This window comes from Tabrizicola sp., from assembly GCF_030373185.1.
GTDB lineage: Bacteria > Pseudomonadota > Alphaproteobacteria > Rhodobacterales > Rhodobacteraceae > Tabrizicola.
Genome location: NZ_JAUCZH010000001.1, coordinates 852,754 through 875,198, shown reverse-complemented (window position 1 = coordinate 875,198; position 22,445 = coordinate 852,754). Strand labels below are relative to the sequence as shown.

The window sequence follows — 22,445 nt, the reverse complement described above, 5'->3', positions numbered from 1 at the left end:
AATCAGGCCGGGACGGGCAAGCCCAAGAATTTTTGACAAAAACTCTTGGGCGTCCAGCGTCAGAGCAGCGATTTGGCCTTGGCCACTGTCGCCTCGGCGGTGATGCCGAATTCGGCGTAAAGCCGTTCCATCGGGGCCGAAGCACCGAACGAGGACATGCCAACAAAGCCTGCCTTGGCCTCACGCCCGCGTTCGCCCAGAAGCCAGCGATCCCAGCCCATGCGCACGCCGGCCTCGATGGCCACACGCACGGGGCCTGCGGGCAGCACCTTCTTGCGCCATGCTTCGTCTTGTGCGGCGAACAGCTCCATCGACGGCATCGACACGACGCGGGTGCCGATCCCTTCAGCCTCCAGCGCCGCGCGGGCCTTGAGCGCGATTTCCACCTCGGACCCGGTGGCGATCAGGATCACCTGCCGCTTGCCCGTCGCCTCGGCCAGCACATAGGCCCCCTTGGCGACCATGTTCTGCGCCGTATGGGTCTTGCGCACCGCAGGCAGGTTCTGGCGGCTGAGTGCCAGAACCGAAGGCCGGGTCTTTTCGGTCAGCGCAATTTCCCACGCTTCGGCCACTTCGACCATGTCGGCGGGGCGGATCACAAGCGTGTTCGGGGTGGCACGCGAAATCGCCAGATGTTCGACCGGCTGGTGGGTCGGGCCGTCTTCGCCCAGACCGATGGAGTCATGCGTCATCACATAGACCACCGGCACCCCCATCAGCGCCGAAAGCCGCATGGACGGGCGGGCATAGTCGGTAAAGCACATGAAGGTGCCGCCATAGGGCCGCACGCCGCCATGCAGCGCCATGCCGTTCATCGCGGCGGCCATGCCATGTTCGCGGATGCCGAAATAGACGTAACGGCCCTTGCGGTCATCAGGCGTGAAGGTGCCAAGGTCTGCAGTCTTGGTGTTGTTGGACCCGGTCAGGTCGGCCGACCCGCCGATGGTTTCCGGCATTGCCGGGTTCACCGCTTGCAGGACCTTTTCCGATGCGGAACGGGTGGCCAGCTTCGGCATGTCGGCCACGGCCTGCTTCTTCACCGCGCGGATGGTCGCGGCCAGCTTGGCTGGAGCTTCACCCGCGAAGATGCGCGCGAATTCGGACTGCCTGGCGGGCGACAGGGCAGCCATCCGCGTCTCCCATTCTGCGCGGGCCTTGGCGCCTTTGGCCCCAAGGCTTTCCCACCAGCGCTTGATGTCGGCAGGCACCTCGAACGGGCCGCCGGGCCAGCCGTAGCCCTCCTTGGCGGCCTGAAGCTGCGCCTTGTCGGTCAGCGCGCCATGGCCTTTCGAGGTATCCTGCGCGGCATGGCCCAGCGCGATATGCGTCTTGCAGGCCACCAGCGCCGGACGGGCCGAGGCCTTGGCCGCCGTCAGCGCCCGGTCGATGTCTTCGGGATCGTGGCCGTCACAGGCAAACACATCCCATCCCGAGGCCGCAAAGCGCGCCTTCTGGTCGGTCACATCAGAGATCGACACCTTGCCATCGATAGTGATGCCGTTGTCATCCCACAGCACGATCAGCCGCGACAGCTGCTGCTTGCCGGCAAGACCGATCGCCTCCTGGCTGACGCCCTCCATCAGGCAACCGTCACCGGCGATGACCCAGGTATGGTGGTCCTGCACCTTGGCCCCCCAGCGCGCGCGCAGGTTTTCTTCGGCCATCGCAAAACCCACGGCGTTGGCGATGCCCTGGCCCAGCGGGCCGGTGGTGGTCTCCACGCCCGCAACATGGCCGTATTCCGGGTGGCCGGCGGTGATGGCACCCCACTGGCGGAAGGCCTTGATCTGGTCCAGCGTCATGTCCTCATAGCCGGTCAGGTACAGGAGCGCGTAGATCAGCATCGACCCATGCCCCGCCGACAGGATGAACCGGTCACGATCCGCCCAGCGCGGCGCCTTGGGGTCGAACTTCAGGTGCTTTTCAAAAAGCACGGTTGCCACATCGGCCATGCCCATCGGCATGCCCGAATGGCCAGAGTTCGCGGCGGCCACGGCGTCAAGCGCGAGAGCGCGGATCGCGGTGGCGCGCATCCAGTGATCGGGGTGCTTGGCGCGGAGGGTCTGGATGTCCAAGGCGGGATTCCTTTGGCTGAGGGCGTGTCTGGCTTTGCCAGCGTCCTACCCACCGCCACCGGCAAGATCAAGCACACAGCCCAAGGCCTTGGGAAGAAAGGCCCGTCCCCTTTGCCCGCTTTCGCGCTAAGATCGGTCTTGACCCCGGGCGGGCGATTCGCTTTGTGAACCGGGGGGCTGGCGCAGGATGGCCGGACTTTGACGGAAGGGGTTTGCGATGCAGGACATAGCCGCGCTCGAACAGCGGATCACGGCAGCGCTGGAACGGATTGGCAAGGGGGTGGACAAACTTGCCGCCGCACCGCGCGCCGATGCCAGCCCGGTTGCAGCCCCAGTTGCTGCATCGGTTGCTGCATCGGTGGCCGACGCCGCCTTGCGGGCGCAATTGGACGAGGAAAAGGCCCTGACCGCGCAATTGCAGGAACGTCTGCGCGTGGCGAAAGACCGCGAACCGAAAGGTGATCTGCGCGAAAAGGTGGAAAAGCTGACCCGTCTGCTTGATGTGCAGGGGCTGGAACTGCAACGGATGCGGCGCACCAATGCCGCGCTGCGCGACCAGCTTGCCGCCTTGCGTGAAGCGCAGCAGGCCGGGGTGACCGAGCCCCAGCTTATCAACAAGTCCCTCATGGCCGAACTGGAAGCCTTGCGCGCCCTGCGGCTGACCGAAGTGGCCGAGATGGACGAAATCCTTGCAGCCCTTGAACCCCATCTGACGGAGGCCGGACATGCCTGATCTAGAAGTCACCATCGGCGGCAAGGGCTTTCAGGTTTCCTGTCAGCCAGGCGAGGAGCATTTCCTGCGGTCCGCCGCCGCGATGCTGGATGCCGAAGCCGCGCCGCTGGTTGCCCAGATCGGGCGGTTGCCGGAAGCAAAGATGTTGCTTATGGCGGGGCTTCTGCTGGCCGACAAGACAGCGGCGGTCGAAGATGAACTGCGCACCCTTCGCGCCAAGCTGGCAGAACTTGAGGCCCGCCCCGCAGCAACCCGGGACGTAGCAGTAATTCCATCTCAAGTCGTTGAAACGCTTGCTGAAATTGCAGCACGCGCCGAAGCGATGGCCGCCAGAATCGAAGAAAAGGCATGATGCGCGCGCTTCTGACGGCCGCTGCTTTGCTTTTGGTCCCCGGCAACCTTGCCGCCGCTTCCGACTTCACGACCCAGCGCTATGCCTGTGACCGGGGGGTCATGGTGCCTGCCACCTATGTCAATGCGGCGGAGGGGGGCGCGGCCGAAGGGGGGGTCGTCGTCCTGCATGTCGATGGGGCGCAGCTCACGCTGATTTCCGAACCCTCGGCATCCGGCGCGCGCTATGGCTGGCCATCTGGTGGGTCGGGTTATGTCTGGTGGACAAAGGGTGACGAGGCGACATTGTATTGGAAAACGCCCGAAGGCGAGGAGCCACTTCTGACCTGCGCCGCGTCAGGCTGAGTTTGCATGACAGGGAAAACCTGAGCCTGAACAGGGCGGGCAATCCTGCCCACCCTGCCACCAGCAAGAAGAGTCAGGCGTTGGCTTCTCGGATCTTGTCGGCGGCGGCCTTGTCGAATGTAACACCCTTGGCCTCGAACAACTGGTCCAGTTCACCCGACAGGGTCATCTCGGTGATGATGTCGCAGCCGCCGACGAATTCGCCCTTCACATAAAGCTGCGGGATCGTCGGCCAGTCGGAGAAATCCTTGATTCCCTGCCGGATCTCGGCATCGGCCAGCACGTTCACATCGGCAAATTCCACGCCCATGAAGTTCAACACACCCGCCACGCGGCTGGAAAAGCCGCATTGCGGCATCATCTTGGTGCCTTTCATGAACAGCACCACGTCGTTCTTGTCGATGGTGGTCTTGATGGTCTCAACGGCGGTCATCGCACGCTCCTTCGGGTTATCTGTCATCCCGGGCGGCAAGATAGGATGCCATCCGCCGCTCCATTTCCAATTGCCGTGCCTGACGGATCTGGGCGTCCTCGTCGGTCTTGCCCCGGTTGCGGCGCGCCCGGATGACACTGACAATGCCAAACAGCGCCATCACAGCCATCCCCAACTGACCAAGTGCCGAGCCCGTCATCTTAGTCCGGTGCCTTCGTCGTCAGCGCCAGCGCATGAAGTTCGCCCTGCGCGCCGTCCATCTTGCCCTTCAGCGCCGCATAGACCGCGCGCTGCTGCTGCACCCGGTTCAACCCGCGAAAACTTTCGTCGATCACTTCGGCCGCAAAATGCGCGCCGTCGTCACCTTGCACGCTGATCCTGGCGTTCGGAAAACTGGCGCGCAGCAGGGCTTCGATGTCGCGGGCTTCGATGGGCATGGCAACTCCTGTCGTTCCTGGCAAATGTAAGCCGTGGGGCAGGGGCCTGCAAGGCTCCTTGCCGGGGCAATATCAGCCGCGACGCGCCAGCCATTCTGCCCGCATCATGCCAAACAGGTGCAGGTCCACCGCCCGGCCAAGCGAGGGTCGCCACCACTGGGCGCGCTGCACGCCTTCGCGCAGGCAGCCGGCGCGCTCGTAGACCTTCATCGCCCGGGGGTTTTCGCCGCTGGCATCGAACCAGATCCGCGCGGCACCCAGATCGCGGAAGGCGTGATCAAGAAGCGCATTGAAGAAGGCATCACCCCGCCCGGTCCCCGTACTTTCCAAGGCGATGCGGAACAGTTCCACCGCGCCAGAGGGATCGCCGATCTGGCGAAAGACGGCAAAGCCCCTGGCCGCGCCCTCCTCCCAGATCACCACTCGCGCGGCCAGGCTGTCGATCCAGCCTTGCAGCGTCACCACATCGGAATCACCGATGAACGGCGCATAGTCCGGCCGCGTCGTCAAGCTGCGGATAAAGGCGATGTCGGCCGTTGTGCCGGGGCGCAGCGTCACACCCCGACCGCTGCCGCAAAGGCGCTGCGGTAAAGGCGCGACAGATCGGCCAGCGCGGCCACATCCGCACCAAGCGCCACGTTGTCCCCGCCGAACCGCCCGACAGTTGCAACCGGCACGCCCGCTGCCTTGCCCGCCGCTATCAGGGCAGCGGCTTCGGTGGCCGCCACCGCAACCAGATAGCGCGCCTGATCTTCGCCAAAGAGCGTCGGGATATCACCTGCCTCCAGCGTCACTCCAAGGCCCGCGGCTTCAGCCATCTCGAAACCCGCCAGCGCCAGCCCGCCATCGGAAAGGTCGGTGCAGGCATGGAACGCCTTGCGGTTGGCCCCGATGAAATCACCGCAGCGCTTTTCAGCCGCAAGGTCCACCGAGGGCGCATCGCCCGCCTCGATCCCGAACGCCTCGGCCAGAAGCGCCGATTGCCCCAGATGCCCGCGCGTCTCTCCGATCACCACGGCCAGATCGCCTGCGACCGGCTGCCCCGAAATCAATTCGTCAAGGGAGCTGAGTATCCCCACCGCGCCAATCGTCGGCGTTGGCAGGATGCCCTTGCCGTCGGTTTCGTTGTAAAGGCTGACGTTGCCCGAAACGATCGGCATGTCCAGGGCCGCGACCGCCGCACCGATGCCTCTGATCGCGCCGACGAATTGCCCCATGATTTCAGGCTTTTCCGGGTTGCCGAAGTTCAGGTTGTCGGTCGTGGCCAATGGCCGCGCGCCCACGGCCACAAGGTTGCGATACGCCTCGGCCACCGCCTGCTTGCCGCCTTCAAACGGGTTGGCCTTCACATAGCGTGGGGTCACATCGCTGGTGAAGGCCAGTGCCTTGCCCGTGCCATGCACCCGCACCACGCCCGCGCCCAGACCGGGGGCGACGATGGTGTCGGCGCCGACCTGACTGTCATACTGTTCCCAGACCCAGGCCTTGTGGGCGTAAGAGGGCGAACCGATCAGCGCCTTCAACGCGTCAATCGCCCCAATCTCTGGCACCGCACCCAAAGCCGCCGCCGCAGGCGTTTCAATCCACGGGCGGTCATATTCCGGCGCTGAAGACGCCAGCTTCGACAGGGGAAGATCCGCCTTCACCTCATTGCCTTGCAGGATCAGGAAGCGGTCTTCTGGAATCGTCTCACCGACAATGGCGAAATCCAGATCCCATTTGACGAAGATCGCCCGCGCTTCAGCCTCCATTTCCGGCTTCAGCACCATCAGCATCCGTTCTTGGGATTCCGACAGCATCATTTCATAGGCGGTCATGTTGGTTTCGCGTTGCGGCACGTCATCCAGTTGCAGCTTGATGCCAAGCCCGCCCTTGTCGCCCATCTCCACCGCCGAGCAGGTCAGGCCAGCAGCCCCCATGTCCTGAATGGAAATCACCGCACCCGAGGCCATCAGCTCAAGACAGGCCTCCAGCAGACGCTTTTCGGTAAAGGGGTCGCCCACCTGCACCGTGGGGCGCTTTTCCTCGATGGTGTCGTCGAATTCGGCGCTGGCCATGGTAGCCCCGCCGACGCCATCGCGCCCGGTCTTGGCCCCCAGATAGACCACCGGCATCCCCACGCCCGAGGCGACCGAGTAGAAGATCTTGTCGGCATCCGCCAAACCGGCGGCAAAGGCGTTCACCAGGCAGTTGCCGTTGTAGCTGGCGTGAAACCGCACCTCGCCGCCCACGGTTGGCACGCCGAATGCGTTGCCATATGACCCGACACCCTCGACCACGCCCTTGACCAGATGCGCTGTCTTGGGGTGCGAGGGCAGGCCAAATGACAGCGCGTTCATCGCCGCGATGGGGCGCGCGCCCATGGTGAAGACGTCGCGCAGGATGCCGCCGACGCCGGTCGCGGCGCCCTGATGTGGCTCGATATAGGACGGATGGTTGTGGCTCTCCATCTTGAAGACCACCGCCTGCCCGTCACCGATATCCACGACACCCGCATTCTCCCCCGGCCCGCAGATCACCTGCGGCCCCGTGGTCGGTAGCTTCTTCAGATGGATTTTGGAGGACTTGTAGGAACAATGCTCGTTCCACATCGCCGAGAAGATGCCAAGCTCGGTAAAGCTGGGCTCTCGGCCCATGATCCCCAAAAGCCGCTCCCACTCATCGGGTTTGATCCCGTGCGCGGCGATCAGGTCAGGCGTGATCATGGGCTCGGTCATGGGATCCCCTCTGGCAGCTTGGCCGCCTCATAATGGAAAGACGGGGGAAGGGCAAACCGCCCCCGCTGCCACAGGCGCAAAAATTTTCGCCAAAAATCTTTCCCTCGCCCCGCCTTCCTGTCGAAATCCTCCCACCCCGCACGTCCTTGGTCTAGGATCAGGCGCAAACCCACAGCCTTGTCCGCCACCGAAAGGATAGCTGATGAAATACCTCCTCCTCCTCTACGCAGCTCCCGATGCCGAGCCCGCCTATGGCACGCCCGAATTCGAGGCCATGATGGGCGAATACATGACCCATTCCGACCGAATGAAGGATGTCGCGACCTTCATCGCGGGCGAAGGCTTGCAGCCGGTCGAGACTGCTACGACCCTGCGGAAGCGTCAGGGCAAGGTCGAAACCATGGACGGCCCCTTCGCCGAGACCCGCGAACATCTGGGCGGCTTCTACCTGATCGATGCGCCCGACCTTGATGCGGCAATGCGCTATGCGGCCGAGATTCCGGCGGCCCGCTATGGCTCGGTCGAGATCAGGCCGGTGATGGAGTACTGATGGCCCGGGCCGCGCTGGAAGATGTCCTGCGCCACGAAAGGGGGCGGCTTCTGGCCGCCCTTGTCGCGCGCATTGGCGACTTTCCCCGCGCCGAGGATGCGCTGCAGGACGCCGCCGCTGCGGCGCTGGTGCATTGGGGCAGGGCGGGGGTGCCGGCCAATCCCCTGGCCTGGCTTCTGCGCGCCGCGCTTCGCAAGGCCATCGACAGCTACCGCCGCGATGCCTCGCTGACGCGCCACCGTGACGCTGTCACGGTGCTGGCCGAAGAAGAAGCCGCCGATCCCGACCCGCAAGCCATTCCCGATGACCGCCTGCGGCTGATCTTCACCTGCTGCCACCCGGCGCTGGAGGAAAAGACCCGCATTGCCCTGACGCTGCGCAGCCTGTGCAGCCTCTCGACCGCCGAAGTGGCCGCCGTGTTCCTGGACGCCGAACCGACCCTGGGCCAGCGCCTTTCCCGCGCCCGCGCCAAGATCGCCGCCGCCGGCATCCCCTTTGCGGTTCCCGGACCCGAGGATCTGCCTGAAAGGCTGAACTCAGTCCTGACCACCGTCTATCTGATCTTCACGGCGGGGTATGCCCAAGGCCCGCGAACGGGCTTCGACCTCTGCACCGAGGCGATCTTTCTCGCGCGCCTCCTCGTCACCCTTGCGCCCGATCAACCCGAGGTCGAGGCCTGCCTCGCGCTCCTCCTGCTAACCCATGCCCGCGCCGGGGCCCGGATCAGCGCCGAAGGTGTAAGCCTGCCGCCCCGCGATCAGGATCGCAGCCGCTGGAACGCCGCGATGCTGGCCGAAGGGCAGGGGCTGCTTGACCGCGCCATCGCCCGCCGCCGCCCCGGCCCGTTTCAGCTCAAGGCCGCCATCGCCGCGCTGCATTCGGCCGACGCGGGCTCCGACTGGCCGCAGATTGCCGCCCTCTATGCGCGCCTATTGGCCATTGAGCCGACCCCGGTCATCCGCCTGAACCATGCCGTGGCCCTTGCCGAGGCCGGACATCTGCCCGTGGCCTTGCGCATTCTGGCGGACCTGTCCGAAACCCTTGCCGATTACCAACCCTATCACGCCGCCCGCGCCGAATACCTGTCGCGCCAGGGCAGCCACACCGAGGCCCTTCAGGCCTATGACCGCGCCATCGCGCTTGCCACCGCTCCTGCGGATCAGGCCTTCCTGCAGGCCCGTCGCGCCGCGCTGGCGTAAAAAAAAGGCCGAGCTTCCGCTCGGCCAAGTCCAACAGGGAGGTATGAAGAAACGAGAGCACGCTCATCGTTGCTTCGAAGCTGCAAATAGAGGCGCTTGATGGCGCAAACAAGGGCGGACTGCCCGCAAATTCGGCATTGCCGGTATGCGTTTGCTGCATGGCAGAAATTCGGCCGGCGTCAGGCGGCGGCCTCATCGTGCTGGCGGCGGCGGAAGGCCATGATCTCTTCGGTCACGAAATCCCGGAACGCGGCCACGCGCTTTGAATGGCGCAGCTCTTCGGGATAGGCAAGGAAGACCGGGACTTCGGCGCTTTGCACATCGGGCAAGACCCTGACAAGGTTTGGAAAATCCTCAATCAGATAATCCGGCAGCACCCCGATTCCCAGATGGTTCAGCACCGCCTGCAAGACGCCGAAATAGTTGTTTACCGTCAGAGTTGACGGGATGTCATGCGCCATCAGCTCTTGCACAAGGATCGCCCCTGCCGCCACCTGCGGCGTTCCGGCATGCTGGCTGATCAAACGGTGCGCGCTCAGGTCATCAAGCGTTTCGGGCGTGCCATGTCCGGCAAGATATTCCGGCGTTGCGTAAAGCCGCATCTGGATGTTCATCAGCCGCTTCCTGATCAGGTCGGCCTGTGACGGTTCCTTCATGCGGATCGCCACGTCTGCTTCGCGCATCGGCAGGTCAAGGACACGTTCTTCCAGCATGAGGTCAATCTTCAGCGCCGGGTATTTTTCATAGAGCCGCGCCAGACGCGGGGCGAGCCACAGGGTGCCGAAGCCTGTGGTCGTGGTGACGCGCAATTCGCCAAACACCTCATCCTCGCTGTCGCGGATGCGGGCTGCGGTGGCGTCCAGCCGTTTGACCATGGCTTGTGTCGCGTCAAACAAGAGTTCGCCCTGTTCCGTCAGGATCAGCCCGCGTGCATGGCGGTGAAACAAGGTCACCGCCAGACTTTCCTCCAGCGCGCGGATCTGGCGGCTGACGGCCGATTGCGACAGGTGCAGCACATCCCCGGCGTGGGTCAGGCTGCCTTTCTCCGCCACGGCGTGAAAGATCCTCAGCTTGTCCCAATCCATATGCGGCCCCTCAAAATGCGTGTGGCACCCTATCATGCCTGACCCTAGATAAGGAAACCTGAACTCAAGTAAACCCGGCCAACCTTACCCCGGCGATGGGCCGCTTGGCCCTTTCGCGGGCCGAGGCTCCGTCCTATGATCGTCAGAACGGCAGCGTGCGGCCCGTTTCAGCGCGACGCGAAGGGGAAGACATGGCGGTTGGCATTTTTGATTCGGGCCTTGGCGGGTTGACTGTTCTTGATGCGGTGACAAAGCGGCTGCCTGAGGTTCCCTTTGTCTATTTCGGCGACAATGCCCATGCGCCTTACGGCGTCCGCACCGCCGACGACATTTTCAACCTGACCTGCGCCGCGACCGAGCGGCTTTGGGAGGAAGGCTGCGATCTGGTGATCCTTGCCTGCAACACCGCCTCGGCTGCGGCGCTGAAGCGGATGCAGGAAACCTGGGTGCCGCCGGAAAAGCGCGTCCTCGGCGTTTTCGTCCCCCTGATCGAGGCGCTGACCGAACGCCAGTGGGGCGACAACTCCCCCCCGCGTGAGGTTGCCGTCAAACACGTCGCCCTTTTTGCCACCCCCGCCACCGTCGCCTCCCGTGCCTTCCAGCGCGAACTGGCCTACCGCGCCATCGGTGTCGATGTTGAAGCCCAGCCCTGTGGTGGCGTGGTTGATGCCATCGAACAGGGCGACGAAATCCTCGCCGAAGCCCTCGTCCGCTCCCATGTCGAGGCGCTGAAACGCCGGATGCCCCACCCCGAGGCGGCGATCCTTGGCTGCACCCATTACCCCCTGATGGACAAGGTCTTTCAAGAGGCGCTGGGGCAGGGCGTCAAGGTTTACTCCCAAGCCAACCTCGTGGCCGAATCGCTGGGCGATTACCTGACCCGCCGCCCGCAATTCCGCGGCCTTGGCACCCAGTCGAAATTCCTGACCACGGGCGACCCGCGCTCGGTCAGTGACCGCGCCACGCAATTCCTGCGCAAGCGCGTGGTCTTCGAAGCGGCCTGAGCCGCCCCAGATCCTTCGCACCTGATCCACGTTAGGGACAGGCCTTGGCCCATGGCGTATCCAAGGATCATACGCCCCCAACCAATTCCGGTCTGCGGGCGTTCCGGAGTTTCCCATGTACAAGCTTTCAGCGCCGCTTCTGATCTCGATCCTTCTGGCCACCGGCGCGCAGGCCAAAGAAGACAAGATCAAGGACATCAAGGTCGAGATGGACCTGGCGGCCATCGTGAACCCCCTTGCCGCCGAACGGCTGGGCACCTTGGCCACCGACCTGCAAGGCGCCATCGCGGCCCGTCTGGCCGACCGTGTCGCCGAAGAAGGCAAGGTTCTGACCGTCGACATCTCGGAAGCCGAGCTCAGCAACGCCTTTACCGACGCTGCCGGTCTGGCCGAAACGAAACTTGTCGGTCTGGTGCACGTCACCGATGAAAACGACAATTCCAACTTCAACTCGTATCAGCTGACCGTAACCGTCGATCAGGCGCGCGCCTTCTTCCCCGCTGATACCGACGAGGCCAGCCTGACCGCTTCCAGCGATGCCTATTACACCTCGCTGATCACGGCCTTTGCCGATGCCGTGGCCGTGCGCATCGACGAATGACCAAAGGGGTCTGACTGTCCCTCCAGACCCTTCCCGGTGCAGGGCGGGCCGCAAGGCCTGCCCTGTGTCCGTTCACCCCCGCATCGCCCCAAAAGCATAGCGGTAGGCCAAAGCCACACCCCCCGCACCGCCGACGATATTGCCAAGCGTGACCCAGAACAGGTTCCCCGCCACCCCCGCCAGCGTGACCTCGGCCCCCGCCCAGATCCCTGCCGGAAACAGGAACATGTTGGCCACCGAATGTTCCAGCCCCATCGCCACGAACCCCGCCACTGGCCAGAGGACCGCGAGTATCTTGTCCGTCGCCGTGCGGGCCGCGAAACTCAGCCAGACCGCAAGGCAGACTAGTGCATTACACAAGGCGCCGCGCAGGAAAGCCTCAACCGGGTCAAGGCCCGCCTTGGCCACCGCCGCCCGCGCCGCCGTGTCACCCATCGGCCCGTCCATCAGGCCTGAAAGGCCAAAGGCCAGCGCCAGCCCGACCGCGCCCACCAGGTTGCCAAGCCAGACAATCCCCCAGTTGCGCAGCAGCGCGCCGGGCGTGATCCGGCCATCCACCGCCGCCATCACCATCAGCGCATTGCCGGTGAACAGCTCGGCCCCGCCCACGATCACCAGGATCAGCCCCAGCGCAAAGACCGCGCCCCCCAGCACACGGGCCGGGCCAAAGCCGGGGTCCACTGCCGCCATCGCCACGCACCAGAACGCCGCACCAAAGCCGATGAAGGCCCCCGCCAGCAGCGCCAGCGTTCCCAGACGGTGCAAGGGCAGGGCGGCCTTGGCGACCCCCGCCGTCTCGATCAGCGCGGCGATTTCGGCGGGTTTGTAGGCGTCATGGCTGTCGGCTGGCATCCTGTCCCCTCGTTTGGCGTCAGGATAGCCGGGAATGCGCCAGCCGAAAGTGAAAAGGCACGCCGCAGGGGCGTGCCTTTCAGGTTTGAAGATGCTTCAAAGGTTCATCTTCACGCCACGGAAATCATTCGCAAAATCCAGAAGAAGGTAGACCCGCGTTCAATCCTTGGAACGGCCAACGTAGGAATTGTCTTCTGTGTTGATCTCGATCCGGGTGCCGGGGCCGATATGCGGCGGCACCATCACGCGAAGCCCGTTTGAACAGATCGCGGGCTTGTAGGAAGACGACGCAGTCTGGCCCTTCACCACTGGTTCCGTCTCGGTGATTTCGACCACCACGCGCTGCGGGAATTCGATGGCGATGGCGACGCCTTCAAAGGTCTTGAGATAGACCTTCATCCCGTCGGTCAGGAACACCTTGCCGTCACCCACCACATCGGGGTTCACGGTGATCTGTTCATAGGTCTCCGGCTCCATGAAATGGAAGCCTTCGCCGTCTTCGTAAAGATAGTCATACTCGCGTTCGTCCACGGTGGCCTTTTCGACCATTTCGGTCGTGCGCCAGCGTTCTGCCACCTTCACACCGTCCGAAATCCGCCGCATGTCCACGCTGGTGGTGGGCGTTCCCTTGCCGGGGTGGAAGTTTTCCGACTTGAGAACGACGTAAAGCCTGCCGTCCATCTCGACGACGTTGCCCTTGCGAAGCGAGGAAGCGATGACTTTCAAAGTGCGGTCCTTGTGATTGGCTGTCTTGTGAATGGCTGGCCGGAACATTAGACCGGCGTCGCCGCGCGAAGTAACGCATCCCGACCGGAAATTCCAGATGAATCCCGACAAGGCCCAGACTGGCCACCAGCCCGACACCTGGTGGACCCCCGCCCGCCACGCTGACCGCAGGCCGCTGCTCTTGGCGCGCAACCGGATTCAGGCGGCGATCCGGGGCTGGCTGGCGGCGGATGGCTTCATCGAGGTTGACCCCGCTGCGCTGGCCATTTCGCCGGGAAATGAGGCGCATCTGCACGGGTTTGTCACCGAGGCGATCGGCAATGACGGGCTGCCCCGGGCGATGTATCTGCACACCTCGCCGGAATTTGCGATGAAAAAGCTTCTAGCGGCGGGCGAGACGCGGATACACGCCTTTGCCCATGTCTGGCGCAACCGGGAACGGGGCGCGCTTCATTCGCCAGAGTTTACCATGCTGGAATGGTATCGGGTGGGCGAAGGCTATGACCGGCTGATGGCCGATACAGTGGCCTTCCTGCGCCTTGCGGCCGAGGCGGCGGGGGCAAGGCTGCTGCGGTTTCGCGACCGGACCTGTGATCCTTTCGCGGCCCCTGAACGGCTGTCTGTGGCCGACGCGTTCCAGACCCATGCGGGCGTGGACCTTCTGGCCTCGATCAACCCTGATGGCACCACCGATGCCGCGCGTCTGGCAGTGGAACTGGACCGGATCGGCCTGCGCCGAGCCGACGATGACACCTGGTCGGATATGCTGAGCCGGGTGCTGTCGGAAAAGGTGGAGCCACATCTGGGGCAGGGGCGGATCACCATCCTTGACCATTACCCCGCTGCCGAGGCGGCCCTTGCCCGCAAACTGCCGGGCGATGCCCGGCTTGCCGAACGGTTTGAGGTCTATGCCTGCGGGGTCGAACTGGCCAATGGCTTTGGCGAACTGACCGACCCCGCCGAACAACGCCGCCGCTTTGTCGCCGAGATGGACGAAAAGGCCCGGGTCTACGGCGAACGCTACCCCCTGGACGAAGATTTCCTTGCCGCCCTTGCCCTGATGCCACCGGCTGCGGGCATTGCTATGGGCTTTGATCGGGTGGTGATGCTTTCCACCGCCGCACCGCGCATCGACGATGTGATCTGGACCCCGGTTGCCTGATGCCCTTGCAATAAGCCGCCCTCCGGCGCAAAGAAGGCCCGGTATTTTACGCTTTGGGAGAGGGATCATGACCCACCGCATCGCCATCCTCGGGGCCTCGGGCTATACGGGGGCAGAACTTGTCCGCCTGATCGCCAGCCACCCCGCCATGCGGATCGTGGCGCTTTCGGCTGATCGCAAGGCAGGCATGGCAATGGCCGATGTGTTCCCCTTCCTGCGCCACCTTGATCTGCCAAGGCTGCAAAAGATCGACGAGATCGATTTTTCCAATGTTGAATTATGCTTCTGCGCTCTTCCTCATGCGACGACGCAAGAGGTGGTGGCCAGATTGCCGCGCGATCTGAAGATCGTGGACCTGTCGGCCGATTTCCGGCTGCGTGACCCGGCGGCTTATGAAAAATGGTATGGCCAGCCGCACAGCCAGCCCGATTTGCAGCGCGAAGCTGTCTATGGCCTGACCGAGTTTTACCGCGAAGACATCCGCAGCGCCCGGCTGGTGGCTGGCACCGGCTGCAACGCTGCAACCGGGCAGTTCGCGCTGCGGCCCCTGATCGCGGCGGGTTGCATCGACCTTGACGATATCCTGATCGACCTCAAGGCCGGGGTTTCCGGCGCGGGGCGGTCGTTGAAGGAAAATCTGCTGCACGCCGAGTTGTCGGGCGGCACGCACAGCTATTCCGCCGGTGGCAAGCACCGGCACCTGGGTGAGTTTGACCAAGAGTTCTCACTGGTCGCCGGACGTCCGGTTCAGGTGCAGTTCACCCCGCATCTTCTGCCGATGAACCGGGGGATTCTGGCCACGGTCTATGTCAAGGGTGACGCGAAGATCGTGCATCAGGTGTTTGAAAAGGCATATGAAAACGAGCCGTTCCTGAAGGTTCTACCCTTTGGTTCGCTGCCCTCGACCCGCGATATCGCGGGGAGCAATTTCTGCCATCTGGGCGTGATCGGTGACCGGATCGCCGGGCGCGCGGTGGTGGTGGCGGTGCTGGACAACCTGACCAAGGGGTCATCCGGGCAGGCGATCCAGAACGCCAACCTCATGCTGGGGATCGAGGAGACCGCGGGCCTGATGCTCGCGCCGATGTTCCCCTAGGCGGTCTTGATCAGGGTCAATGCATTCCTAACTCCAAAGTTGGCAGATGCCTGTCAGGGTCAAGGACGCGAAAAGATGAACGGCAAGCAGGAATTCCGGGGTCTGAAGGGCCTGAAGAAACAGCGGCGCATCCAGATCGTTGCGCTGGCCGTGGTCGCGCTGATCGGGTCAACGGCGCTGATCGGCTATGCCATGCGCGACGGCATCAACTTCTTCCGCAGCCCCAGTCAGGTGGTCGCAGAACCGCCGGACGCGGGCGAAACGTTCCGCATCGGCGGTCTGGTCGTCGAGGGTTCGATCATCCGGGGAGAAGGGACCGAGGTTGCCTTTGCTGTGACCGACACCAATGCAACCGTTCCGGTTCGCTATACCGGCGTGCTGCCGGATCTGTTCTCCGAAGGGCAGGGCATGGTGGCGCTTGGCCGGATGGAGGGGGAAACCTTCGTGGCCACCGAGGTGCTGGCCAAGCATGACGAAACCTACATGCCCAAGGAAGTGATGGACGCCTTGAAGGAACAGGGCGTTTATCAAGACCCGGAAAGCTGAAACGACACTGATCGCCGTGAGGCCCCGCAAAGGTCAGGCGCGCGCTGGGGCAGGGGCCGGTTAACCCCGATTTGCAAGGCTGCCTCCGGGAAAACCGGGGGTGCCTATGCCAGCTGTCCAGAAACCGAATGTGCGCGATATCGCCGCTGAAATCGTCGCCCGCGAAGGCGGTTTCGTGAATGACCCCGATGATCCCGGCGGGGCCACGAACCACGGGGTCACCATCCACACCCTGCGCCGTCTGGGCATCGACGTGAACCGTGACACCCGGATCGACGTGGCCGATGTGAAGGCGCTGACCCGGTCTCAGGCCGTGGAAATCTATCTGGAACATTACTATACGCGCCCCGGCATCGCCGGTTTGCCAGAGGTCATTCAGGCCTCGGTGTTCGACATGTATGTCAACGCGGGCGGCAACGCGGTGAAGATCCTGCAACGGCTGTTGTCCGACATGGGCTATCCTTGCGACCCGGATGGCGCGATTGGGCCGCAAACCATCCGTGCCGCGCAGATGGCGCATGAGGCGGCCTCGGCGCATCTGGCCGATGCCTATGGGATCGCGCGGCGGAATTACTATTACGCCCTTGCCGACACGCGCCCGGCCAGCCGCAAATTTGCCCGGACGAAGGCTGGGGGCAAAGGCGGCTGGATCAGGCGGGCAGAGGAATTCATCTCACCGCGCTATCACCTATCTGATGCCCAGCACGCGGCCCGGGTGGCAAAATGGGGGTGATCGGCAAGCTGATCGGCGGCCCCGGAGCCGTGGCCGCCCTGGGCGAGGCGGCCCGAGGCGTGGCCGAGGTCTTCACCCCATCGGCCACCCGAAGGATGGAGCTGTCGGCCGAGGCGCAGATGGCGGCGCTGCACCAGTTGGGTGAGGAGTACCAGCACCCGGCCTTGTCATGGTTCGATCGTCTGGTGAACGGGCTGAACCGCTTGCCCCGGCCACTTCTGGCCTTTGGAACACTGGGGCTTTTCAGCTATGCGATGGTGGACCCCGAGGCGTTTGCCAAGCGGATGGTCGGCCTCAACGCCGTGCCAGAGCCGCTTTGGTGGCTACTCGGCGCGATTGTCGCCTTTTACTTTGGCGCGCGGGAAACCCATTACTTTCGCCACCGGGCGGTGGCATCGCCCTTCGCCTCTTCCGCCCCTGCAGAAGAAAATGCCGCATTGGCTGACTGGCGGCAGGGCTAGGCGGTCCCGGTCCTGATCCTTGACCTCTGGCGCACCCTCTGGCATGGCCTAGGGCGTCAGAGGATGTGATCAAATGAACCTTTTCGCCGATATCCGTGCGCTTGTGGTAGCCGAACTTCAGGCCTTGATGGCCGAAGGTTTGCTGCCTGCCGGGCTTGACCTTGCCAATGTCGCGGTCGAACCGCCGCGCGATGCGGGCCATGGCGATATGGCGACAAATGCGGCCATGGTGCTGGCAAAATCGGCCGGGATGGCGCCGCGCGCGATTGCCGATGCGCTGGCGCTGAAGCTGATGGAAGACCCGCGCATTGCCGGTGCCGATGTGGCTGGTCCGGGGTTTCTCAACCTGCGGCTTGATCGCGCCGCTTGGCAGGGGCTGGTTCGCGCGGTGCTGGACGCCGGGACGGGCTATGGCCGTTCGGCGCTTGGGTCGGGCCGCAAGGTCAACGTGGAATTTGTCAGCGCCAACCCGACTGGCCCGATGCATGTCGGCCATGTGCGCGGCGCGGTTGTCGGTGACGCGTTGTCGCGGCTTCTGGCCTATGCCGGCTGGGACGTAACGCGGGAATACTACATCAACGACGGCGGCGCGCAGGTCGATGTGCTGGCGCGGTCCGCCTATGAACGCTACCGCGAGGCCAACGGCCTTGAACCGGAAATCCGCGAAGGGCTTTATCCCGGCGATTACCTTATACCGGTCGGAGAGGCGCTGAAGGCCAGATATGGCGACAGCCTGCTGGCCGAGGGCGAAGAGGTCTGGCTGGCCGATGTCCGCGATTTCGCGATTGACATGATGATGACCCGGATCCGCGAGGATCTGGCGGCCCTCGGCGTCCAGATGGATGTCTATTCCAGCGAGCGCGCGCTTTACGGCACGGGCCAGATCGAAGCCGCGATCAAGACTCTGCGCGACATGGGGCTGATCTATGAAGGCGTGCTGGAGCCGCCGAAAGGCAAGGAACCCGAAGATTGGGAACCGCGCGTCCAGACGCTGTTCCGGTCAACCGCGCATGGCGATGACGTGGACCGTCCGGTGCAGAAATCGGACGGGTCATGGACCTATTTCGCCCCCGACATCGCCTATCACTACAACAAGGTGCAGCGCGGCTTTGATGAGCTGATCGACATTTTCGGCGCCGACCATGGCGGCTATGTCAAACGGATGAAGGCGGCGGTTGCGGCTTTGTCAAACGGTCGGGTGCCTCTGGACATCAAGCTGATCCAGTTGGTGAAGCTGTGGAAGAACGGCGAGCCGTTCAAGATGTCGAAGCGGGCTGGAACCTTTGTCACCCTGCGCGACGTGGTGGAAGAAGTGGGGGCCGATGTCACCCGTTTCATGATGCTGACGCGCAAGAACGACGTGGCGCTGGATTTCGACTTTGACAAGGTGATGGAACAGTCAAAGGACAACCCGGTCTTTTATGTACAATACGCCAACGCCCGGGTTAACTCGATCCTGCGCAAGGCGCGCGAAGCGGGGATTGACGTTTCAGACAGCACGCTTGCCGCGTCGCACCTCTCCCATCTCGGGCATGAGGCTGAACTGACGATGATCCGCAAGCTGGCCGAATGGCCGCGCCTGGTGGAAATCGCCGCCAAGGGGAACGAGCCGCACCGGGTGGCGTTTTACCTTTACGAGCTTGCCTCGGACTTCCACGGGCTGTGGAATCGCGGCAATGACGACCCCTCATTGCGCTTCCTGCAAGAGGATATGGCCACTTCTGCGGCGAAAATCGCCCTTGCGCGGGCCGTGGGCGTTGTCATTTGCGCTGGCCTTGGTATCCTTGGCGTCACTCCGGTCGAGGAAATGCGCTGACCACAAGCGCCCGGTCGGGGACAAGGCGTAATGCAGGGCCGGACAAACCGACCCGCAGGCAGGGGCAGCAGATGGCAGACGCGGATTATGACGATATCGGCGGCTATCCCGAAGCGCGGCAGGGGCTTGGCATGCCCGATGCCGCACGGGTGCAGCGCTGGGTAAACCTTGCTGGCGGGGTGGCCTCGCTTGCGCTTGTGGTCGGGCTTGGGGTCTGGGGTTACCGCCTTGCGGTGCGTGATGTGACCGGGGTGCCGGTGGTGCAGGCGCTGGAAGGGCCGATGCGGATCGCCCCGGCAGACCCTGGCGGTGAAATTGCCGATCATCAGGGCCTTTCAGTCAATACCGTGGCCGAGGTGGGCATCGCGGCCCCTGTGCCGGACCGGTTGATCCTTGCGCCGCGCCCGGTGGACCTTGCACCCGAAGACATGGCCGGCATTGCAGACCCGCTTGCCTCAGGCGCGGCACCCGGGCTGGCTGATGTTTCGGCCCCATTGGCAAGTCCTGCGGCAATGGATCCGGCGGATGCCAATCTGGCGCTTGCCGCCGCCCCGCCGGTGGAAAGCGCCAACCCGACCGAGATCGCCGTTGACGCCGCCTTGGCCGAGGCCTTGGGTCTGGACATCTCTGCTGTTTCCGCGCCGGATGTATCGCCAGAACTGGCCCCTGATCTTGCCCCCGACCTTGCGGCAGAGGTCGCGGCGCTTGCCCCTGCCGGGGCGCTTGTCCTTTCGCCCCGGCCAAGGGCGCGGCCAGATCGCGCCCCTTCCAATGTCGCCCCGACCGCCCAGGCCAGCCCGACCGCCGAGGCCAGCCTGCCCGCAGCAAACGAGATTGACCCGGCCACAATCCCGATTGGCACTCGCCTTGTGCAGTTCGGTGCCTTTGACAGCGCCGATGAGGCGCGGGCAGAGTGGGCGCGGCTGGCGGGCCGTTTCGGCGATCTGATGGCAGGCAAGTCAATGGTCGTGCAACCGGCGGAAAGTGGTGGGCGCACCTTCTGGCGCCTGCGCGGTCATGGCTTTGAAGACGAGGCCGATGCCCGCCGTTTCTGTTCGGCCTTTGTCGCACAATCGGCCATCTGCATTCCGGTTCCGCAACGATGACCACCAGCACGGGTGCTGCGATCTTTGGTTGCGCTGGTCCGGTGCTTCTGGCCGATGAGCGCGCCTTTTTCCGCGAGGCGGACCCGTTCGGCTTCATCCTCTTTGCGCGCAACGTTGAAACCCCGGACCAATTGCGCTGCCTGACTGCTGATCTGCGCTCAGCGGTCGGCCGGGACGCGCCGATCCTGATCGATCAGGAAGGGGGCCGGGTTCAGCGCCTGCGCGCCCCGCATTGGCGGGAATGGACCCCGCCCTTCGACACCGTGGAAGGCGCCGGAACTCTGGCCAAGGCGGCGCGGATCATGCGGCTTCGTGCCGAGGTCATCGCGGCGGAACTGACCGATGTCGGGATTGATGCCAACTGCGCGCCGGTGGCCGATGTGGCCTTTCCCGAAACGCATCCCTTCCTGCGCAACCGCTGCTATGGCACCGATCCCGCCACTGTCACCACGATCGCGCGGGCGGTGGCCGACGGGCTTCTGGCTGGTGGCGTTCTGCCGGTGATAAAGCATCTTCCGGGGCATGGCCGGTCGCACCTCGACACCCATCTTGCCTTGCCGACGGTGGACGCGGGGCTTGAAGACCTGCGCGCTACGGATTTCGCGCCGTTCCGGGCGCTGAATGATCTGCCGATGGCGATGACCGCACATCTGGTCTTTGCAGCACTTGACCCCGACCGTCCCGCCACACAATCGTCAACCATGATCCGGCTGATCCGCGAAGACATCGGCTTTCAGGGCCTGTTGATGACCGATGATCTGAACATGGAGGCGCTGTCTGGCACGCTTGCAGACCGCACGGAGCGCTCGATGGCGGCGGGGGTGGATATTGCGCTCCATTGCAAGGGTGATCTGGGTCAGATGCAAGAGGTGGCCAGTGCCGCCGGAACCATGACCGATGCGGCCATGGCCCGGGGCAGGGCGGCACTTGCCCTCAGGCGCAAGGTGACGGCTGACCTGCCTGCCCTTATGGCGGAGCTGGCCGATGGCTGAAGATGACAGCTGGGATCAGCCCGAACGCCTGCCCACTGAAGACCGTCTGGCGGCAGAAGCCCTGATCGTCGATGTCGACGGGTTCGAGGGGCCGCTTGACCTTTTGCTGACGCTGTCACGGACACAGAAGGTTGATCTGCGCAAGATCTCGGTCCTGAAGCTGGCGGAACAGTATCTTGGATTTGTCGAACAGGCCCGCAGCTTGCGGATCGAACTGGCGGCCGATTATCTGGTGATGGCAGCCTGGCTGGCCTTCCTGAAGTCGCGCCTTTTGTTGCCGCCTGAACCGGGCGAAGCCGGGCCAAGTGCCGAAGACCTTGCCGCCCATCTGGCGTTTCAGCTTGAACGTCTGGCCGCAATGCGCGACGCCGCCGCCCGCCTGATGGCGCGGGATCAATTGGGGCGGGATTTCTTTGCCCGAGGCGTGCCGGAAGATGTGACCCACCACCGCAAGGTGACCTATACCGCCACGCTTCTGGATCTGATGCGCGCCTATGCCCGGATCCGCACCAAGGATGAATTCCGCCCCTTCGTTCTTGACCGCGAACATGTCTTCACGATGGAACAGGCGCTGGACCGGCTGCGCGGGCTGATCGGCTATGCCGGGGATTGGGCCGACCTGACCAGTTTTCTGCCTGACGGCTGGAATGTCACCCCCATGGCCCGCCGCTCTGCAACCGCGTCGCATTTTGCCGCCGTTCTGGAATTGGCCAAGGCCGGGCAGATCACCTTGCGTCAGGGCGATGCTTTCGCCCCGATCCAGCTGCGGCGGAGAGAAACGTGATGGACGCCGAAGAACAAAGCCTGTTTGACGCGCCGCCCATGGGCGAACAGGAACGCATGGTCGAAGCGATCCTGTTTGCCATGGCCGAACCGGTGACGCTTGCCGAACTGACCGCGCGTCTGCCACACGGGGCCGACCCGGCCGAGGCGCTGGTCCACTTGCGCAAGCGTTATGACGGGCGGGGGGTCAATCTGGTCAAGATCGGTGACGCCTACGCCTTCCGCACCGCGCCTGACCTGGGCCATCTGATGCGCCGCGAAACGGTAGAGACGCGAAAGCTCAGCCGCGCCGCGATCGAAACACTGGCAATCGTTGCCTATCATCAGCCAGTGACACGCGCCGAGATCGAGGAAATCCGTGGTGTCGCCGTCAGCCGTGGCACGGTGGATCAGCTTCTGGAACTGGACTGGATCCGCCTTGGCCGCCGCCGGATGACCCCGGGCCGGCCGGTGACCTTTGTCGTGACCGAGCATTTTCTTGATCATTTCGGGCTTGAATCGGCCCGTGACCTTCCGGGCCTGAAAGAACTGCGCGCGGCGGGATTGCTGGACAACCGGCCAGCGCCGGGGCAACTTGCAGCTTCCGACGACGACGAGGACTCCGGGGTCGGCCAGACCGAACTTTTCGAGGATTGAGAGGGA

26 protein-coding genes are annotated in these 22,445 nt (G+C 64.0%); 17 read left to right on the top strand and 9 right to left on the bottom strand.

Features of this window, described 5'->3' with window-relative positions; translation table 11 throughout:
- Positions 1-59: 59 nt before the first annotated feature.
- Positions 60-2,075 (bottom strand): transketolase, encoded by a 2,016-nt coding sequence (gene tkt / locus QUV21_RS04230; protein ID WP_300853331.1) that lies wholly within the window; start codon positions 2,073-2,075, stop codon positions 60-62.
- Positions 2,076-2,292: 217 nt separating this feature from the next.
- Between tkt and QUV21_RS04225 the strand changes: the two genes are divergently transcribed.
- The 3 genes from QUV21_RS04225 to QUV21_RS04215 are packed head-to-tail and all read left to right on the top strand — an operon-like array spanning position 2,293 to position 3,504.
- Positions 2,293-2,808: a hypothetical protein gene (locus QUV21_RS04225; protein WP_300853330.1), complete on the top strand. Its 516-nt coding sequence runs from the start codon at positions 2,293-2,295 to the stop codon at positions 2,806-2,808.
- Positions 2,801-3,160: a cell division protein ZapA gene (gene zapA / locus QUV21_RS04220; RefSeq protein WP_300853328.1), complete on the top strand. Its 360-nt coding sequence runs from the start codon at positions 2,801-2,803 to the stop codon at positions 3,158-3,160. Before QUV21_RS04225 ends, zapA begins: the two co-directional genes overlap by 8 nt.
- Positions 3,157-3,504, top strand: coding sequence for an MliC family protein (locus QUV21_RS04215; RefSeq protein WP_300853326.1), 348 nt, complete (start codon positions 3,157-3,159; stop codon positions 3,502-3,504). The genes zapA and QUV21_RS04215 overlap by 4 nt, the downstream gene beginning before the upstream one ends.
- 73 nt (positions 3,505-3,577) lie before the next feature.
- Here the strand turns inward: QUV21_RS04215 and grxD are convergent, their stop codons facing one another.
- The 5 genes from grxD to purL form a co-directional block, all read right to left on the bottom strand.
- Entirely contained in the window at positions 3,578-3,937 is a 360-nt protein-coding gene (gene grxD / locus QUV21_RS04210) for a Grx4 family monothiol glutaredoxin (RefSeq protein ID WP_300853325.1), read from the bottom strand.
- Between the two features lie 16 nt (positions 3,938-3,953).
- Entirely contained in the window at positions 3,954-4,136 is a 183-nt protein-coding gene (locus tag QUV21_RS04205; protein WP_300853323.1) for a hypothetical protein, read from the bottom strand.
- 1 nt (position 4,137) lies between these two features.
- On the bottom strand, positions 4,138-4,374 hold the full coding sequence (locus QUV21_RS04200) for a BolA/IbaG family iron-sulfur metabolism protein (protein WP_300853322.1): 237 nt from the start codon (positions 4,372-4,374) through the stop codon (positions 4,138-4,140).
- Between the two features lie 72 nt (positions 4,375-4,446).
- Entirely contained in the window at positions 4,447-4,932 is a 486-nt protein-coding gene (locus QUV21_RS04195; RefSeq protein ID WP_300853321.1) for a GNAT family protein, read from the bottom strand.
- Positions 4,929-7,091 (bottom strand): phosphoribosylformylglycinamidine synthase subunit PurL, encoded by a 2,163-nt coding sequence (gene purL, locus QUV21_RS04190; protein WP_300853320.1) that lies wholly within the window; start codon positions 7,089-7,091, stop codon positions 4,929-4,931. The genes QUV21_RS04195 and purL overlap by 4 nt, the downstream gene beginning before the upstream one ends.
- A gap of 202 nt (positions 7,092-7,293) precedes the next feature.
- Between purL and QUV21_RS04185 the strand changes: the two genes are divergently transcribed.
- Together QUV21_RS04185 and QUV21_RS04180 are read left to right on the top strand one after the other, a co-directional pair.
- Entirely contained in the window at positions 7,294-7,641 is a 348-nt protein-coding gene (locus QUV21_RS04185) for a YciI family protein (RefSeq protein ID WP_300853319.1), read from the top strand.
- Positions 7,641-8,840 carry a DUF6596 domain-containing protein gene (locus QUV21_RS04180; protein ID WP_300853317.1) on the top strand — a complete coding sequence of 400 codons (1,200 nt, stop codon included), beginning with the start codon at positions 7,641-7,643 and terminating at the stop codon, positions 8,838-8,840. The genes QUV21_RS04185 and QUV21_RS04180 overlap by 1 nt, the downstream gene beginning before the upstream one ends.
- Positions 8,841-9,019: 179 nt before the next feature.
- Here QUV21_RS04180 and QUV21_RS04175 read toward each other — a convergent pair whose 3' ends face one another.
- On the bottom strand, positions 9,020-9,925 hold the full coding sequence (locus QUV21_RS04175; RefSeq protein WP_300853315.1) for a LysR family transcriptional regulator: 906 nt from the start codon (positions 9,923-9,925) through the stop codon (positions 9,020-9,022).
- Between the two features lie 191 nt (positions 9,926-10,116).
- On the opposite strand from QUV21_RS04175, the gene QUV21_RS04170 reads away from it, so the two are divergent.
- Together QUV21_RS04170 and QUV21_RS04165 are read left to right on the top strand one after the other, a co-directional pair.
- A complete protein-coding gene (locus QUV21_RS04170) occupies positions 10,117-10,929 on the top strand; it encodes an aspartate/glutamate racemase family protein (RefSeq protein ID WP_300853314.1) in 813 nt (270 codons plus the stop codon).
- Positions 10,930-11,044: 115 nt separating this feature from the next.
- Complete coding sequence (locus QUV21_RS04165; protein ID WP_300853313.1) at positions 11,045-11,530, top strand: hypothetical protein; 486 nt, start codon at positions 11,045-11,047, stop codon at positions 11,528-11,530.
- A gap of 72 nt (positions 11,531-11,602) precedes the next feature.
- On the opposite strand, the gene QUV21_RS04160 is transcribed toward QUV21_RS04165, so the two are convergent.
- Complete coding sequence (locus QUV21_RS04160) at positions 11,603-12,382, bottom strand: formate/nitrite transporter family protein (RefSeq protein ID WP_300853311.1); 780 nt, start codon at positions 12,380-12,382, stop codon at positions 11,603-11,605.
- Between the two features lie 159 nt (positions 12,383-12,541).
- Positions 12,542-13,108: an elongation factor P gene (efp, locus tag QUV21_RS04155; RefSeq protein WP_300853310.1), complete on the bottom strand. Its 567-nt coding sequence runs from the start codon at positions 13,106-13,108 to the stop codon at positions 12,542-12,544.
- A gap of 97 nt (positions 13,109-13,205) precedes the next feature.
- On the opposite strand from efp, the gene epmA reads away from it, so the two are divergent.
- The 10 genes from epmA (at position 13,206) to scpB (ending at position 22,439) form a co-directional block, all read left to right on the top strand.
- A complete protein-coding gene (gene epmA / locus QUV21_RS04150; RefSeq protein WP_300853308.1) occupies positions 13,206-14,270 on the top strand; it encodes an EF-P lysine aminoacylase EpmA in 1,065 nt (354 codons plus the stop codon).
- 67 nt (positions 14,271-14,337) lie between these two features.
- Positions 14,338-15,366, top strand: a complete 1,029-nt coding sequence (gene argC, locus QUV21_RS04145) for an N-acetyl-gamma-glutamyl-phosphate reductase (protein WP_300853307.1) — start codon at positions 14,338-14,340, stop codon at positions 15,364-15,366.
- A 102-nt stretch (positions 15,367-15,468) separates the two neighbouring features.
- Positions 15,469-15,912 (top strand): cytochrome c maturation protein CcmE, encoded by a 444-nt coding sequence (ccmE, locus tag QUV21_RS04140; RefSeq protein WP_300853489.1) that lies wholly within the window; start codon positions 15,469-15,471, stop codon positions 15,910-15,912.
- Positions 15,913-16,018: 106 nt separating this feature from the next.
- Positions 16,019-16,645 carry a holin-associated N-acetylmuramidase gene (locus tag QUV21_RS04135; RefSeq protein WP_300853306.1) on the top strand — a complete coding sequence of 209 codons (627 nt, stop codon included), beginning with the start codon at positions 16,019-16,021 and terminating at the stop codon, positions 16,643-16,645.
- Positions 16,636-17,106, top strand: coding sequence for a holin family protein (locus QUV21_RS04130; protein WP_300853305.1), 471 nt, complete (start codon positions 16,636-16,638; stop codon positions 17,104-17,106). Before QUV21_RS04135 ends, QUV21_RS04130 begins: the two co-directional genes overlap by 10 nt.
- Positions 17,107-17,179: 73 nt before the next feature.
- Positions 17,180-18,922: an arginine--tRNA ligase gene (argS, locus tag QUV21_RS04125; protein ID WP_300853304.1), complete on the top strand. Its 1,743-nt coding sequence runs from the start codon at positions 17,180-17,182 to the stop codon at positions 18,920-18,922.
- Between the two features lie 71 nt (positions 18,923-18,993).
- Positions 18,994-20,028 (top strand): SPOR domain-containing protein, encoded by a 1,035-nt coding sequence (locus QUV21_RS04120; protein ID WP_300853302.1) that lies wholly within the window; start codon positions 18,994-18,996, stop codon positions 20,026-20,028.
- Entirely contained in the window at positions 20,025-21,020 is a 996-nt protein-coding gene (locus tag QUV21_RS04115; protein ID WP_300853301.1) for a glycoside hydrolase family 3 protein, read from the top strand. Before QUV21_RS04120 ends, QUV21_RS04115 begins: the two co-directional genes overlap by 4 nt.
- A complete protein-coding gene (locus QUV21_RS04110) occupies positions 21,013-21,804 on the top strand; it encodes a ScpA family protein (protein WP_300853299.1) in 792 nt (263 codons plus the stop codon). The genes QUV21_RS04115 and QUV21_RS04110 overlap by 8 nt, the downstream gene beginning before the upstream one ends.
- On the top strand, positions 21,801-22,439 hold the full coding sequence (scpB, locus tag QUV21_RS04105; RefSeq protein WP_300853298.1) for an SMC-Scp complex subunit ScpB: 639 nt from the start codon (positions 21,801-21,803) through the stop codon (positions 22,437-22,439). Before QUV21_RS04110 ends, scpB begins: the two co-directional genes overlap by 4 nt.
- The last annotated feature ends 6 nt before the right edge of the window (positions 22,440-22,445 follow it).